The following is a 16720-nucleotide window of genomic DNA, read 5'->3' as shown; positions in this document are numbered from 1 at the left end:
ATCTATAAGATTGAAACTAAAGGGGTTAATGCTATGTATCATAATGCATTCAAGAGTATACTGAGTAAAATAACTCTGATTTTGATTGTGATATTTGGACTTACAATAGGTATGACTGCAGAGAGTAAAGTGTATGGGAGTTCTTCTTATAGTTCCTATTCTAATTCTTACTCTAACTCATACTCGAATTATTACGATCAAAACCAGAGCTCGCCATTAGCTGCGCAGGATTACGCTACGTCGGGATATACGACAAAGGTGTTTAATGTAGATGTAAAGGTTAATAAGGATTACTCATATGAATTCACCGAGACGATAAAGGTTGATTTTAAATATGCAAAGCATGGAATTGTTAGAAAAATTCCAATTGCTAGCAACTATAAGATCAAGGATATCAGCGTTGAAGGTGGGGATGTTAAGGTAACTAAGGATAACAACGTTAACATAAGAATTGGCAGTCCCAATTCTTATGTTACAGGTGAGAAAACATATGTTATAAGATACAAAATTTATAACTATGTACACAGTGGTCAAGAAAATAACATCTATGTAGATGTTCTCCCTTCGGAATGGGAAACATCTATTGCTTCTTCAGAAATCAAAGTCTCGTTACCAAGTGATTTCAAATACACCGAGATGAAGGGATACGCAGGATCATATGGTTCGTCTACTGAAGATGACAGCAAGTGGTCGTATGACAAAGCAACTAACACCTTGTCATACGAGGGCTCCTCTATAAGTTCAAATTCCGGAATAACACTGATGGTAAAGACACCAGATAATTATTGGACAGGCGCACCAAGTAAAGCGTGGAGTAATGCTGCAAATGCTGCGGCGCTCATTATCAGCTTAATATTATTAATTTTCATCAAGATTACAAGAAAAAAAGATGCAGATATTGTCATGCCTATAATGTTCAACCCACCTGAAGGCATAACTCCTGCTGAGCTAGGATACCTAGCAGATGGGGTAGTTGACAAAAAGGATATTACATCATTATATCTATATCTAGCATCAAAAGGATTCATTCAGATTATAGAAGGGCCGAAGAAAAAAATAACCATAAAGGCATTAGCTGCACCTAGCAATGAACCGGCTTTTGTTAAGAAGATGTATAATGCTATATTTGATGAAAAATCCTCTCCCAAAATAGGAAGCATGATCAGTATTAAAGAGTCTGGAAAATCAATCGGGGAGTCATATGACACGATAAAATCTCAACTTAAGGATAGATACACTGGAGATAAGGCAATCGTTTCTACAGCTTCAGATGCTAAAAGCTTGCTGGCTACTTTCATCGCTGCGATGGGTTATATAGTTAGCATTATATTCAGTTTATATAGAGCTGGTTCCATTGATGGTGTGTTTAATTCAGCTTTTGGCGGTGGAGGCATAACGGCAATATTCGGAATAATGGTCTTGTTGATTGTATGGGCGTCGATATGGCTTCTGATACTCCGCAAGTTAAATAATGCGTTCTTCTATCGCAAAACTTTAGGGGCTGGAAATTTAACTGTTAGAGTCGTCATATGGCTATTAATTTATTTCGTGTATATGAGTACACTGATAAGTACATTGTATTTTGTCGGCAAGGGTGAAAGTGCGACGTACGTACTGATACTGCTCATAGCTTATACAATCGCTATTCCGTTCCTGCTATCAAACATGCAGAGCAGAACTGAATACAATCGCAAGGTATACGGTGAGATACTAGGTTTCAAAGAATTTATAGAGACTGCTGAATTAGACAGAATCAATGAGCTTGTAGAAAGCGAACCTTCTTATTTTTACAATATTCTGCCTTATGCATATGTATTAGGACTGACCGATAAGTGGATACGTAAATTTAATACCATCAAGATTCCAGAACATGACGGATTTAGCTCGTATAACACAACTACGTTTGATTATATGAGGATGAACATGATGATGAATAGCATTCAACATAGCACGTATTCTGGAATTGCAGCTGCACATGCAGACAGTGGCGGCGGAATCGGAGGATTTAGCGGTGGTGGATTCTCTGGAGGAGGTTCTGGTGGTGGTGGTGGCGGCGCTTGGTAGTTGCTGTACCACTAGATTTATTCACTAAAATTCAAATATTGAAGTAAGTACATTGATGTGCTAATATAACGAATCAATAGATATTAATAGTTATTGCTTTTTAATAAAGAAGAGGTGTAAAAATGGTAATTTGGATAGTTATAGCGGTAGTCGTACTCTTACTACTATGGGTTATTGCTACATATAATGGCTTTGTAAAGCTAGCAGTAAGCTGTGATGAAGCTTTCTCAACAATGGATGTATATCTAAAAAAGAGATTTGATCTCATTCCTAATCTTGTTGAGACTGTAAAGGGATATGCTGCCCACGAATCAGAGACACTAAAGGCCGTAACAGAAGCTAGATCTGCTGTTGGTAATTCCTCTACAACTGCTGAAAAGCTTGAGAATGAGAATATCCTTTCTGGCACTCTAAGAAGCTTGTTTGCCGTTGCAGAATCATATCCGGACCTTAAGGCGAATGCTAACTTCATCGAGCTTATGGATCAATTAAAGTCAGTTGAGAATGATATCGCTAATTCTCGTAAGTACTATAATGCCGTTGTAAAGAAGTTCAACGTAAAGTGCAGAGTATTTCCTTCAGCAATTATTGCAAGAGTATTCGGATATGAAGCGAAGCCAATGTTCGAAGTTTCATCAGAAGCTGAACGTGAAAATGTGAAGGTGGACTTTGGGACAAGCAAGTAGATAACTAAAACTAATATCATTGGATACAGGGTGTACGTGAATGTACACCTTGTTTTAATATTATTAAACAAAAAATATATTAAAAATTGTGGTTTTTATTTATAAATACTATAAATTTTGTTAGAATGACTACGACTAATAAAAATACGAAGGATAATGTATTATGTACGTAATAATTGATATTGGTTCTAACACGATAAGAATGGCAGTCTACAACATAGAGACTGATAATTCATTCAGTCAGATTATGAGCAACAAGGTTTCTTGCGGAATTGCTGTATATATAAACGATAATGAAATGAGTGCAGAAGGAATAGAAGTAATGATTGATGCGCTCAAGCAGTTCAGAATTGCAGTTGATGGCATGTCTGATGTTAAGGTGTTTACAATTGCGACTGCAAGCATCAGAGAGCTTAAGAATAAAGAAGAAATTGTCGACCGAATCAGGGTCGAAGTTGGGTTTGAGGTAGATGTAATATCTGGGCAGGATGAGGCTATATACGACTATTACGGTATAGTGAAGGATATCGGCGATGCTACAGGTATGCTTACAGACTGTGGTGGAGGCAGTACAGAAATATCTTTATTTAGAGGGAATGAGATATTTTTTGCTGATACCATGCCTATAGGATCGCTTAATGCATATCATCGTCATGTGGATGGAATATTTCCAACGGAAGAAGAGTTGTCATCAATTAAGGAGGAAACGGAGAAGTTGCTTTTCAAGCTGTGCATTCCTAAAGGTGTTAAAGCTTCGACAGGCCATGTATATGCGATTGGAGGAACTGTGCGAGCTACATGTAAACTCGCCAATAAACTTTTTGACAGGAGCAAAAGTACGGCTACACTTTCTGCAAGAGAGTATGATGAGCTGTTTAATTTATATTTTACTAAACAAAGAGAATTTATCAGAACATTACTCAAAGTAAAACCAGAGCGTCTTCAGTCACTTGTCACTGGTATGTGTATACAGAAGACGATTATGGATAAACTTGGTTACGATGAACTTACTGTTTCAGAATCGGGAGTAAGAGAAGGATTTCTTATGAAAAAGCTTGAAGACTTGAAGAATAGTTAAGTGAGGCATATAAATGAGTGAGCTTTATCTTGAAGGATTTACGCAGAATCGCGAGCTCTCGTGGCTAAAATTTAACGAGAGAGTATTACATGAAGCTGCAAATGAATATAATCCTATTCTTGAAAGAGTGAAATTTGGATTGATTTATCAGAAAAATCTAGCAGAGTTTATACGGGTGCGTGTTGGTAGTCTAAATAACCTAAGAAAGATTGATTCGTTAACGCGAGACTCCATGTCTGGTCTTACTTCAGATGAGCAAATTCATTATATATGGCAAGAGATATGCCGCATCAATGAAAATGCAGAAATGATAACGGACCAACTTTACAAAGACCTTCGTGATATAGGTGTATTTTGTGGTTCGTACAAGGAGTTAACGGAGGCTGATTATGATTACATTGACGGTCAATTTATAATGAAGTTTTCATCAGGTTTTAAGCCACAATTTGCTGATCGCAGTGATATTTCGGAAAATATCAAGGATGGTCGTCATTATATTCTCATTGATACTTATGTAGATAATACTAGGAAACTCATGCTGATGGAAATTCCAGAGTTGCTCCTTAAAGGTGTAACTGTTCGAAATTCAGTGGGCGTCAGTTTATTACTTCCTTTAAATCTCATTAGATTATATTTAAATAATATCTGCTTTCCTTTTATACCAAAAGGCTTTATAGCGTTTACAGCTTTTAGAAATGCTGATATAGACTTTGAATATGACGATTTTGATCTTGGAGTGAGCGCAATAGAACGAGTAAAGAAGATGTTAGATAAACGTGGGAATTCAGGTTTTGTAGGGGCGTTTGCTTATTCCGAGTGTGTTGATAATACCCTTTATGAGGAACTTATAGACATACTTAAGCTTTCAGATGAAGAAGTAGTGCTTTGCTCTAGTATTCCTTCTTTAAGCCATCTAAATTCCTTAAAAGATTACTTGCCTGAACATGTTGTTTTGAAAAACTCATTTCCTGAATTACATAAATCAAATTCCTCGAAGAATAATAGAAATAATCTTATAAATCAGATAATGAATAGAGATTTGCTTGATGCGTATCCTTATGATTCGATGGATAACTTGCTCGAGATTCTAAGAGAAGCCGCTAACCACAGCAAGGTCAAAGAAATAAAAATAAGTATATACAGAATGACCAGTCATCCTAGAATTATCGAATATTTGATAAAAGCCGCGGGAAACGGTAAGCGTGTTAAAGTTCTTATCGAGCTTAGGGCTAGGTTTGATGAAGCAAATAACGTAGACTGGGCTGCAAGACTCAAAGACTCTGGCTGTGAAGTATATTATGGAACTAAACGATTTAAATCACATTTCAAGATATGTCAGGTTGTTTTTAAAAAGTCTTTTAGTGAAATAGGAGAACAGGAATTAATTACTCAAGTTGGTACTGGTAATTACAACGAAGCTACTGCACGCCAATACACTGATTTTTCGCTTATCACATCAAACCGTAAACTCGGTAATGAGGTTTCAAAATTGTTTGATAATGCCATTGATGGGATTATAGATAATAAATTTAGATATATTATTACATCACCATCATGTATGAGAACGAAGTTAATTGAACTTATTGATCGTGAGCGTGTGAAGGGGAATAAAGGAAGAATATTCATTAAGGTAAACTCTCTTTCAGACCGTCAAATTATTGAAAAGTTATCAGAAGCATCACAGGCTGGCGTTAAAGTGCGCATGATAGTTAGAGGGATTTGTACTATTCTGCCGGGAGTTGACGGATATACAGAAAATATTGAAATAATAAGCATTGTGGGGAGGTTCCTGGAGCATTCTCGCGTATACATATTCGGAAGTGAATCTGATGAACGTGTGTATATTTCATCGGCTGACATCATGAACAGAAATATGGATAAACGTTTTGAACTAGCTTTCCCTGTAACAGAAGAAACCTGTATCGAGAAGATAAAATTGATTATGCGTATGAATATGAAGGATAATACGAGGGCTAAGTTCTTACTTTCAGATGGTAGGTATGTCAATATCGCATCTAATGATATAATGTTCGACAGTCAAGAGAGACTTTTATCGGAATTTGGGGATTTTAAATAAAAGGAGTGTTTATGATAGTTGGATATATGCTTACGGATATTGCCTTATTTTTTCTAGTATATGCGGTGATAGGCTGGATTACAGAGGTTGTGTACCAGGCAGTTAGTAAGGGAATTGTTGTAAATAGAGGCTTTTTAAATGGACCTATTTGTCCAATATATGGCTTTGGTTCGTTATTTGTAATTCTTCTTGTAAAAGCGCTCGGATTAGATCACAGTTCGGTTACGGCAGATTCACAAGTATTCCTTCTGGGTATGATGTTATCCACAATGCTTGAATTAATCGGTGGATTTGCGCTTTTAAAAATCTTTCATGCAAGATGGTGGGATTACAGTTCAAAACCATTTAATTATCACGGATATATATGTCTTGAATTTAGCATTATATGGGGATTTGGGATTCTGATTGTCGTAAGACGCATACAGCCATTTGTAGAGACAGTTTTTGGTGGTTTAGCAACATCTACAGTTGGAATCATATTACTTGTTATAGCGTATATTGCATTTATTTCAGACTTTGCAGTATCTGTACTTATTATACTTGGGTTAAATAAGAGAATCAAAATGCTTGACGATATGAAAAAATCAATGACTGAATTCAGTGACTCACTTAGTAATAGAATAGGTGATGATGTCATAAATGCTAAGGAAAAGGTTGACGCATATAGAGCCGAAAGTACATCCTTTGAAGCTGAAATTAGGGATGTAGCTGCAGACAGAAGAGCTGAGGTTGCAAAGGAACTTGCAGATATGAAGAGAGACTATGAGCTTGCAAGAGAAGAATTTTACAAGAAGATGCGTAAGACTAAATTCCTCGGGACTGGTAGAATTCTTAAATCTTACCCTGATCTAAGGATAGTTGATCACAGCAAAATCGTTGATAAAATCAAAGAAAATCTCAAGTATAAGACTAAATCATAGTATATGTTTTTGGCTATATACATAGTTCTCATTTGTTGACAATTTGTGGTTTGAATAGTAAAATTAGTAAATATTTTGTTTATATTAATAATAATTGATGTTAGAGGAAGGGATAAAAAATGTTTGAAAACTTATCTGAGAAATCAGTAGCAGATGTTCAAGAAGAACAGGTTCAGCATTGGTCTGACATAGATCTTCTGCATCTCTGCGTAAAGGAAAGGGAGGGAGATCCTAGCTTCGTATTCTATGAAGGCCCTCCAACAGCTAATGGAAAGCCAGGTATACATCATGTAATGGCTAGAACATTAAAGGATTCAATCAATAGGTACAAGACGATGCAGGGATTTCAGGTTAAGCGTAAGGCTGGTTGGGATACTCATGGTCTTCCTGTCGAAATTGAGGTAGAAAAGCAGCTTGGAATGTCTGGAAAGAATGACATCGAGAAGTACGGAATCAAGGAATTTAACGAAAAATGTCGTGAGTCTGTATTTAAATACACGAGCCTTTGGCGTGAGATGTCAGAGAAGATGGCGTACCTTGCTGATATGGATGACCCGTATATCACTTATGACAACAATTATATTGAATCCGCTTGGTGGATAATTAAGAAGTTTTTTGATGCTGGTCTCATCTATGAAGGGCATAAGGTTCTCCCTTACTGTGCAAGATGTGGAACAGGTCTTGCTTCCCATGAAGTAGCACAGGGATACAAAGAGGATCCCGTTCTTACTGTAACTTGTAAGTTTAAGCGAAGAGATAGGGAAAATGAGTATTTCCTCGCTTGGACCACAACACCATGGACACTTCCTTCTAACATTTTAATTACAGTCGGTCCAGAGGTGGTCTATGTAAGAGCTAAGATGCTCGAGGGTACAGAAGAGGGGAATATTTTCTACGTTGCTAAGAATCTTGCGGATAAGGTTCTTGGAGAAGGAAAATATGAAATCCTTGAAGAGATGACCGGTAAGGAACTCGAGTACGTACCTTATGAACCACTTTCAACGTTTGTTTACGGAGGAGATTTAGATAAAGTAAAGGGCTTTTATGTTGCAACTGCAGATTATGTTACTGTTGAAGATGGTACGGGTCTCGTGCATACTGCTTACGCATTTGGTGAGGACGACTATAATACTTGCCGTAAGTATGGTGTAGACTTTGCAGAGCCTGTAGATGAGAAGGGCTGTTTTACAACGACTCCATGGGAAGGTCGTTTTGTAATGGAGGAAGGTCTTGATGTTGAGATACTCAAGTATTTCGCTGCAGAGGATAAGGTGTTTGCAAAGCAAAAGATGATTCACAATTATCCACATTGTTGGAGATGTGATACACCACTAGTTTACTATTCTAAGCCAGGTTGGTATATTGAGATGACCAAGCTTAGAGATAATTTAGTTGCTAATAACAACACTGTAAATTGGTACCCTCCATACGTTGGAGAGAAACGTTTTGGTAACTGGATCGCCGATGTTAAAGATTGGAATATCTCTAGATCTAGATATTGGGGAACACCTATTCCAATATGGAGATGTGAGTGCGGACACCTTGAGAGTGCAGGAAGCCGTGCAGAGCTCGCTGAGAAGGCCATCGAAGATGTAAATCCTGATACTATAGAGCTGCATAGACCTTATGTGGACGATATACACTTCAAGTGCCCATGCTGTGGCAAGACTATGGAGAGGATTCCTGAAGTTATGGACTGCTGGTTTGACTCAGGCGCTATGCCATTTGCACAGTGGCATTATCCATTCGAGAATGCAGATAGATTCGAGAAAGAACTGTTCCCAGCAGACTTTATCTGTGAAGGTATTGACCAGACGAGAGGATGGTTCTATTCGCTGATGGCTATTTCAACATTCATTATGGACAGAGCGCCATATAAGAATGTACTTGTAAATGACCTCATCCTCGATGCAAAGGGCAAGAAGATGTCTAAGCACGTAGGAAATACTGTAGATCCATTCGATATGATGAACAAGTATGGTGCAGACGTTATCCGCTGGTACCTCGTGTCGGTTTCGCCAGCTTGGACGCCAACAAAGTTCGATGAAGAAGGTGTTAAGGACGTACAGAGCAAGTTCTTCGGAACACTTAAAAATATATATAATTTCTTCGTACTGTACTCCAACATGGATGACTTAGATCCAGCAAATCTTGATGTTCCATACGAGAATAGACCGGAACTCGATAGATGGATTATTTCAAGATACAACAGACTCGTTTCTAATGTAATTAATTACATGGATGAGTATGATCACATGAAAACAGTGAGAACTATCAACGATTTTGTTGTTGAAGACTTCTCAAACTGGTATATCAGAAGAGCTAGAAGAAGATTCTATGCTGATGATATGACTGATGATAAGAAGAGCGTTTATGCTACAACTTACGAAGTCCTTCTAGGTGTAATCAAGATGATTGCTCCAATTGCTCCATTCATTTCAGATGAGATGTACGTTAAGCTAACTGGTGAAAAGACAGTTCATATCGCTCACTTCCCAACTTCAAATAGCGATTTAATCGATGAGAAGACTGAAGAGAGAATGGGACTAGTTAAGACGCTTGTTAACCTTGGAAGAGGAACTAGAGAAAAGGAGAGATTAAAGGTCAGACAGCCATTAAACGAAGTGATCGTTGACGGTAAGTATGAATCCCTAATTGGTGATCTGGTACCTCTAATCACAGAGGAGCTCAACGTTAAGAACGTCGTGTTTGAAAAGGATCTTGATAAGTATATGAACTTTGCTGTAAAGCCTGATTTCAAGGTCGCAGGTCCGGTGCTTGGCAAGGATATAAAGGAGTTCGCAGGTAAGTTAGCTCAGCTCGATGCGAAGAAACTCATCGCTAACGTTGCAGATGGTCCTGTAAAGCTTGAATTAGGCGGAAAAGATTATGACATCACAGATGATTTCTTAGATGTAAGAATCTCTGCAAAGGATGGTTTCGTAGTCGGAATGGAAAACAATGTGTTTACTATTCTTGATACAACACTAACCCCAGAGCTTGTTAACGAAGGATATGTTCGTGAGGTTATATCCAAGGTTCAGCAGCTACGTAAGCAAAATGATTTTGAGATGCTAGACCACATCACCATCAGCTTTGAGGCAGATGACGATGTAAAGGCAGCGGTTCTTGGTGCAGTTGAACACATCAAGGAGGAGACGCTTGCTGATTCCGTCGTTGAAGCTGAAGGTCTAGAGAAATTTGATATCAACGGTCATAAGACTGGTCTTGCAGTTGCAAAGTGCTAAGAGACTTAAATATTATGAGTGAAGAAAATTATATTGCAATTTCTAAGCTCAATATCGTAGATTGTGATCCCGACGAACTAGCCGGGATCGTTTCTTCATTCGGAGATAAGCGATTTAGAGCAAAGCAAATATTTGGCTGGATTTCTAAAGGGGTAGAATACTTCGATGAAATGACTAATATTCCTGCAAAGCTTAGGAATGCTTTATCTGAGAGATATTATATTGGGCTTCCAGAGGCTGTTTTGGTTCAAGAGTCTAAGCAGGATGGTACTAGGAAGTGCTTATTTGAATTTCAAGATGGAGCTCGTGTTGAATCAGTGTTCATGAAATATAATTACGGAAACTCAATCTGTATTAGTTCTCAGGTTGGCTGCCGTATGGGATGTACTTTCTGTGCATCTACCCGTAATGGATTAGAAAGATCACTTACTGGTGGTGAAATGCTTGCGCAGGTGCTTGAAATGCGTAATATTACCGGTGAGGATATTGGACACGTTGTGATTATGGGAATCGGTGAGCCTTTTGATAACTATGATAATATATCAAAGTTCATAAGTCTTATTAATGATAAACAAGGATACAATCTCGGCATGAGAAACATTACTGTTTCTACATGTGGTCTGATTCCTTTTATTAAAAAGTTTGGTGAAGATTTTCCGCAGGTGAACCTTGCTATTTCTCTTCATGCGCCTAACGATGAAATTCGCTGCCAGACAATGCCAGTGGCGAGGAGTTTTGAGTATTCAGAACTTATGAAAGCATGCAGGAGTTATACAGAGTCTACAAAGAGACGAATTACATTTGAATATGCGCTAATCGACGGTGTGAACGATCAGCCTGCACATGCCCGAGAACTCGCTAGTCATTTGAAAGGTTGGCTTACACATGTCAATCTAATACCTCTAAATGAAGTGGATGGGACGGGGTACAAGACATCGTTAAAGGCAAATATTAGAAATTTCGCCTCTCTCCTTGAGGAACAAGGGATAGCAGTATCTGTTAGGCGGACTCTTGGCACAGATATTGATGCTGCGTGCGGGCAGTTAAGGCTTAGGTAATGACAACATGAACTGTATAGTGCTGCTTTATAATAGGGCAGCGCTTTTTTATTAATGAAATATCTTAGATAGCTTTAAATATCGCATGTTTTGGCGTTTTATGGTATAATAACATGCTAATTCGAGGCTCGTCTTAAAAGCCTATTACATAATGCGTTTATAAGCTGCAGTAATAAGCTTAAAACCATGCAGGATCTAGCTTGCGTAATTTACGAATCATGGAGGAACTATGAGAATACTAATTGATGGTATGGGCGGGGATCACGCTCCTCAAGAAATAGTAAAGGGTGTAATTCAGGCTGCAAGAGAGATTGACGATACAGTCGTAATCATTGGAGCCGAAGATTTAATAAAAGAAGAACTGAGTGCTCAGAAATGGAGCGGAAATAACATAGATGTCGTGAATGCGACAGAAGTTATTACTAACAACGAATCTCCAGCAATGGCGGTTCGTAAGAAAAAGGATTCAACCATAAATCGTGGAATGAAGATGGTTAAGGAAGGTGAAGTAGATGTATTCATCTCTGGAGGAAGTACAGGTGCACTTCTAGCAGCTGGACTCCTTGGACTAGGACGCATCAAGGGCATAAAGAGACCTGCAATAGCAGCATTTTTCCCACAGATAGGAAAAGATGATACAACTCTTCTACTGGACTGCGGAGCAAATGTGGATTGTAAACCTGAATTTTTATATCAATTCGGTGTGATGGGAAGTATTTTCGTACAGAACGTCAAAGGCAAGGAATGCCCAGATGTTAGACTTCTAAACGTCGGTGCTGAGGCTGAGAAAGGCGATGAGCTTCATAAGGAAGCTTACGAACTACTAGCAAATAGCTCGATTAATTTCCAGGGTAATATCGAAGGCCGTGAGGTAGTATCGGGTGTGTGCGACGTTGTAGTAACTGATGGGTTTTCTGGAAATATATTTCTTAAGAGCTCTGAGGGACTTGCTCTATCAATAATGGGGAGACTTAAGGACGTTCTTATGGGCGGAACTATCTCCAAGATTGCAGCACTGCTGCTTGCAAAGCAGCTAAAAGGTATGAAGAAGGACTTCGATTACTCCGAAGAAGGAGGAGCTCCTATTCTTGGCTTAAGAGGGCCAGTTCTCAAAATTCATGGTAGCTCAAAAGCATATGCTGTATATAACGCTATTCTAAAGGCTAGAGCTTACGTTGAGTCTGATGTAACTGGACAGATTGAGAAAGCAATTGCTGAAAGCGACGAGATTGGCAGCGATGATAAAGCAAAAGCAGAAGCGTAAAAAATAGCAAAAGTTTGGAATGGGCAAGATTTTAATTCTTCAGAATATGGATGTTAGGTTTATGGAGAGCTTAGAAAAGAAACTAGGGTATAAATTTAATAATAGAAAGCTTCTTGAGATAGCACTTACTCATAGCTCCTATGCATCCGAGCATGGAAAAAGCTATGAGTTCAACAACGAACGACTTGAGTTTCTCGGAGATGCATTTCTCGATGCCATTGTCGGTAAAAAAGTGTTTGTTATCATGCAAGAGGCTAATGAAGGTGTTCTGTCTAAAACGAGAGCTGACGTAGTGTGTGAAAAATCTCTCGCTGATGTAGCGCAAACTTTAGATTTAGGCGACTATCTCAGACTCGGCAAAGGCGAGGAAAACGGTGGTGGAAGGCAGAAACCATCTATTGTCGGAGATGCAGTAGAAGCATTGATAGGTGCGATGATAATTGATGGTGGATATGAAAGGGCTGAGAGAATAGTTCTAGATTTGTTCTCGGATAAGATTAGGCTCGCAATCAAAGGGGAACTGCATAAGGACCATAAGACTAAACTTCAGGAGAAATTGCAGGAGCACATAAAAGGTGTTCACATAGAATATAGGCTAATACGTGAAGACGGCCCTGATCACAGAAAGGAATTCGTCACTGCTGTTTTTGTGAATGGTGAAGAACACGGGCGTGGCATAGGAAAAAGCAAGAAAGAATCAGAACAGGCAGCAGCATATAATGCGCTTACGAAGGGAGATATATAGCTTGTATTTTAAACGAATAGAGCTACAGGGATTCAAGTCATTTGCAGATCCCGTAACCATCGACTTAAATGACGGAATAACATGCATTGTTGGACCTAACGGAAGTGGCAAGAGCAACATCAGCGATGCGCTACGTTGGGTGCTTGGTGAACAGAGTCCAAAGTCGCTTCGAGGCGGTAAGATGGACGATGTTATATTTGCCGGAACTGCGACCAGAAAACCTAAGGGTATGGCCGAAGTTTCTCTTGTTATAGATAATTCACTATTCATCTTGCCTCTCGAGTATAGCGAAGTACAGGTTACACGCCGTATGTATAGATCTGGTGAGAGTGAATATCTGATAAATGGCAATCAGTGTAGGTTGAAAGATATTAAAGAGCTATTCATGGACACCGGAATAGGTGTTGACGGATACTCAATTATTGGGCAAGGAAAGATTCAAGAGATTGTAAGTACAAAACCGGAGAATCGCAGAGAAATATTTGAAGAAGCGGCCGGAGTAGTGTTATATAAGAGCAGGAAAGCAGAGGCGGAAAGGAAGCTGTCAGCTGCATCTGACAATCTCGAACGTGTTAAGGACATCATATCTGAGATTGAAGGCCGTATCGAAACTCTTAAGGATGAGTCAGAAAGAGCAAGTGAATATATCGTTCTCCGTGACAGATACAAATACGTAGGTATTAACATCATTATACACAATATTGATGGTTTAATTCGTACGGTTGAAAATTCTCGCAATGAGCTTATCGATATGGAAGAGAAGCTTAGAGCTATGGATAAAAAATCTTCTGAGCTCGACTTTCAGATAGAGAGAATTAGAGATAAATCTTCTGAGCTTGACCAATCATATGAGGATGCAAATACTGAGCTTTTAAATAAAATCGAGGAGCTCAATACTATTACGAGTCGCGGGCAGGTAAATGAAGAAAAGATTCAGGGTATTGAACGTGAGTTATCAAGACTCGAATCTGTTATCGAAGAGACGAAAAATAAACTTGAGATAGAAAATAACAATTTTGCTGAACTCGAGTCAAATGAAAAATCATATAGAGCTGAGAAAGAACAAGCTCAAGCTGCACTACAGGATGCAGAAGCTGATTTCAATGAGAGCAAGAGAAAGCTGGAAGCTATTAATTCTGAGATAGATACCAGTAAGGATGATATTATCAGCCTGAGCAACAAGAATATCACTAGAAAAGCAGATATCTCAACTTTGGAGAATTATGTAACAACGCTTAATGAGCGAAAAGAAAAATTGAGCGAAGAGTATAGCGGAAAGGATGAGATCGATGCAGAGAATAATCGTCAGCTTAAGCAGCTAGAAGAACAGTATAGAGAAGCAGAGAGTAGGCAGAGCAGTGTAGCTAGTCATATTAATGAGATTATCGCAAGCGTCAAGTCGCTAGAAGAGCAGACAAGCGATAGTGCTAAACAGATAGAAGATCTAAGCAATAGGTACAACAGAACCCTTGCTCGTAAAAACACCATCGAAGAGATGGAGAGTAATTACGAGGGGTATAACAATGCTGTCAGACTCCTTATGAAGCAACATACTAGCGGCATTATTGGTACAGTTTCAGATTTAATAAAGGTTCCATCAGGTTACGAAGTTGCAACCGAAACTGCACTGGGGTCAGCGATGCAGAATATCATCTGCGATGATGATTCTTCGGCAAAGTCTGCAGTAAGATGGCTAAAGGAAAATAAAGCTGGTAGAGCAACATTTCTTCCACTTTCATCTATAAGATATAACAAGCATTATCCGGAGCGTGAAATTGAGAATGTTCCTGGGTATCTTGGGGTAGCCTCTGAAATTGTTAAAACAGAAGATAAATACCATGGTATTCTCGAGTATTTGCTAGGGAGAGTTATATTTACTAGCAACATGGATGATGCGGTAAAGATTTCCAAGATGATCAGCAGGGGTTACAGAATTGTTACAACAGATGGTGAAGTAATAAATGCTAGTGGTGCAATTACAGGTGGAAGATTTAAGAATAAATCTGCAAATATTTTAGAGCGAAAGAATGAAATCAAGGAACTGAGCGATGCATCCGAGAAGTACAAGAATCAGATAGCCGCGCTTAGAGAAGAAATTACATCGGCTAATACTAAAATTTCAGAGCTTAAAGAGTCCAGAGGTAAGGCATATGATGAGCTTCAGCAGATAGAAGTTGATAAGGGTGTAATCGGTAGCGAACTTGAGAGAATCAAAAAGCTTACGGACGATGCTGGTGCACATAAAGATCAGTATGCAAGTGAACTTGAGACGCTTGATGGAGATATCGATAGAGCAACCGAGATGGTCGTGAAACATAAAAATGAAATAGCTGATGCTGAAGTACAAATAACCAGACTCAATGAGCATATTGAAGAACTCATGGGCGAGGCTGAGAAGTACGATGCTCGTGTAAATAAGCTTCGTGAGATAACACTAGAAAATAAGCTTCAGCTAAGTGAGCAGGATGCGAGGATTCTAGGGCTAAACGAGTTAATTGAACGTGTTAGAGACTATATTACAGATCTTGAGAATGAGATGGAGGAATCTACAGAAGCTTATAAAGAACTTAAGGAGAAGCATCATATGCTTACTAGCAGTGATGCTGAATCGAGCGAGAAAATTGCACAGCTTACGGAACTTAAGCAAGGGCTCGAAGATCGCATCAAGGTTCTGGGTGAATCTATCGACGAAAATAAAGCAGCTTACGAAGAGGCTATCAGAGATCAAAAGAAACTCACTCATGAGCTAAATGAACTTCAGGATGATAAATATAAACTGGAGGTTAAGAGCGCTAAGAGCGAAACGCTGCTCGATACACAGAAGGATAAGTTATGGGATGAATTCGAAGTTTCATTCGCAGAAGCACAGGACCTCAGAGATGATGATTTCGGTATCACTGCTGGTAATAAAGAAGCCAAAGAAATCAAGCTTCGTATGGCTGAACTAGGCGACGTAAATATATCTTCCATTGAGGAGTATAAGTCGGTTAGTAAGAGATACGAGTTTATGACAGCACAGGAAAGCGATATATCTACAGCGATGAAGGAGCTTAGATCTATTATTACCAATATGGAGCGCAATATAAGGAATAAGTTCAAAGAAAATTTCGACAAGGTGGTTATAAACTTTGAGCATAGCTTCAGAGAATTATTTGGAGGCGGTCACGCTGAGCTAAGACTTGAGGATGAATCAAATCCGCTGTCATCAGGAATTGAGATTATCGCACAGCCTCCTGGCAAAAAGCTCAAGAACATCAATTTGATGTCAGGTGGAGAGAAGACCCTTACAGCTATTGCGCTTATGTTTGCTGTAATTAAAGCAAAACCAACGCCTTTCTGCATTCTCGATGAGGTAGAGGCAGCGCTTGATGAAGCGAATATTGAGAGATTCTCAAATTATCTTAAACGCTTTGAAGACGTGCAGTTTGCGCTTATTACTCACCACAAAGCAACTATGGAGCATGCGGATGTTCTATACGGAGTAACGATGCCGGAGCAAGGAATCTCCAGAGTGCTTTCGCTCAAGTTTGAAGACGGATTTGACCCAAATGAGTACTCAAACGAATAGATAACTTATACA

10 protein-coding genes are annotated in these 16720 nt (G+C 38.9%); all 10 read left to right on the top strand.

Translation table 11 applies throughout. The features are described from left to right. Positions 1 to 33 precede the first annotated feature (33 nt). The 10 genes from QU661_RS04775 (at position 34) to smc (ending at position 16708) form a co-directional block, all read left to right on the top strand. Entirely contained in the window at positions 34 to 2064 is a 2031-nt protein-coding gene (locus tag QU661_RS04775; protein ID WP_304989127.1) for a DUF2207 family protein, read from the top strand. Between the two features lie 122 nt (positions 2065 to 2186). After that, complete coding sequence (locus QU661_RS04770) at positions 2187 to 2750, top strand: LemA family protein (RefSeq protein ID WP_304989126.1); 564 nt, start codon at positions 2187 to 2189, stop codon at positions 2748 to 2750. Between the two features lie 163 nt (positions 2751 to 2913). Continuing rightward, on the top strand, positions 2914 to 3828 hold the full coding sequence (locus QU661_RS04765; protein WP_304989125.1) for a Ppx/GppA phosphatase family protein: 915 nt from the start codon (positions 2914 to 2916) through the stop codon (positions 3826 to 3828). A 13-nt stretch (positions 3829 to 3841) separates the two neighbouring features. After that, on the top strand, positions 3842 to 5905 hold the full coding sequence (gene ppk1, locus QU661_RS04760; RefSeq protein ID WP_304989124.1) for a polyphosphate kinase 1: 2064 nt from the start codon (positions 3842 to 3844) through the stop codon (positions 5903 to 5905). Between the two features lie 11 nt (positions 5906 to 5916). After that, on the top strand, positions 5917 to 6825 hold the full coding sequence (locus QU661_RS04755) for a putative ABC transporter permease (protein ID WP_304989123.1): 909 nt from the start codon (positions 5917 to 5919) through the stop codon (positions 6823 to 6825). A 119-nt stretch (positions 6826 to 6944) separates the two neighbouring features. Then, the gene (gene ileS / locus QU661_RS04750; RefSeq protein WP_304989122.1) at positions 6945 to 10073 is read left to right on the top strand and encodes an isoleucine--tRNA ligase; all 3129 of its coding nucleotides are present in this window, start codon (positions 6945 to 6947) and stop codon (positions 10071 to 10073) included. A gap of 14 nt (positions 10074 to 10087) precedes the next feature. After that, positions 10088 to 11131 (top strand): dual-specificity RNA methyltransferase RlmN, encoded by a 1044-nt coding sequence (gene rlmN / locus QU661_RS04745; RefSeq protein ID WP_304989121.1) that lies wholly within the window; start codon positions 10088 to 10090, stop codon positions 11129 to 11131. 229 nt (positions 11132 to 11360) lie between these two features. Continuing rightward, a complete protein-coding gene (gene plsX, locus QU661_RS04740) occupies positions 11361 to 12395 on the top strand; it encodes a phosphate acyltransferase PlsX (RefSeq protein ID WP_304989120.1) in 1035 nt (344 codons plus the stop codon). A 19-nt stretch (positions 12396 to 12414) separates the two neighbouring features. Continuing rightward, complete coding sequence (gene rnc / locus QU661_RS04735; RefSeq protein ID WP_304989119.1) at positions 12415 to 13140, top strand: ribonuclease III; 726 nt, start codon at positions 12415 to 12417, stop codon at positions 13138 to 13140. Position 13141: 1 nt separating this feature from the next. Further along, positions 13142 to 16708: a chromosome segregation protein SMC gene (gene smc / locus QU661_RS04730; RefSeq protein WP_304989118.1), complete on the top strand. Its 3567-nt coding sequence runs from the start codon at positions 13142 to 13144 to the stop codon at positions 16706 to 16708. The last annotated feature ends 12 nt before the right edge of the window (positions 16709 to 16720 follow it).

It is taken from the genome of Mogibacterium neglectum, from assembly GCF_030644205.1.
In the GTDB taxonomy this organism is placed as follows: Bacteria; Bacillota; Clostridia; order Peptostreptococcales; family Anaerovoracaceae; genus Mogibacterium; species Mogibacterium neglectum.
Note: the sequence above shows the minus strand (reverse complement) of the source record. Positions and strands in the feature narration are given on the sequence as shown.

What these genes read in the sequence shown, in the direction of transcription:
- QU661_RS04775 (WP_304989127.1), top strand. Translation starts at nt 34, where the DNA reads ATGTATCATAATGCATTCAAGAGTATACTGAGTAAAATAACTCTGATT.
- QU661_RS04770 (WP_304989126.1), top strand. Translation starts at nt 2,187, where the DNA reads ATGGTAATTTGGATAGTTATAGCGGTAGTCGTACTCTTACTACTATGG.
- QU661_RS04765 (WP_304989125.1), top strand. Translation starts at nt 2,914, where the DNA reads ATGTACGTAATAATTGATATTGGTTCTAACACGATAAGAATGGCAGTC.
- ppk1 (WP_304989124.1), top strand. Translation starts at nt 3,842, where the DNA reads ATGAGTGAGCTTTATCTTGAAGGATTTACGCAGAATCGCGAGCTCTCG.
- QU661_RS04755 (WP_304989123.1), top strand. Translation starts at nt 5,917, where the DNA reads ATGATAGTTGGATATATGCTTACGGATATTGCCTTATTTTTTCTAGTA.
- ileS (WP_304989122.1), top strand. Translation starts at nt 6,945, where the DNA reads ATGTTTGAAAACTTATCTGAGAAATCAGTAGCAGATGTTCAAGAAGAA.
- rlmN (WP_304989121.1), top strand. Translation starts at nt 10,088, where the DNA reads ATGAGTGAAGAAAATTATATTGCAATTTCTAAGCTCAATATCGTAGAT.
- plsX (WP_304989120.1), top strand. Translation starts at nt 11,361, where the DNA reads ATGAGAATACTAATTGATGGTATGGGCGGGGATCACGCTCCTCAAGAA.
- rnc (WP_304989119.1), top strand. Translation starts at nt 12,415, where the DNA reads ATGGGCAAGATTTTAATTCTTCAGAATATGGATGTTAGGTTTATGGAG.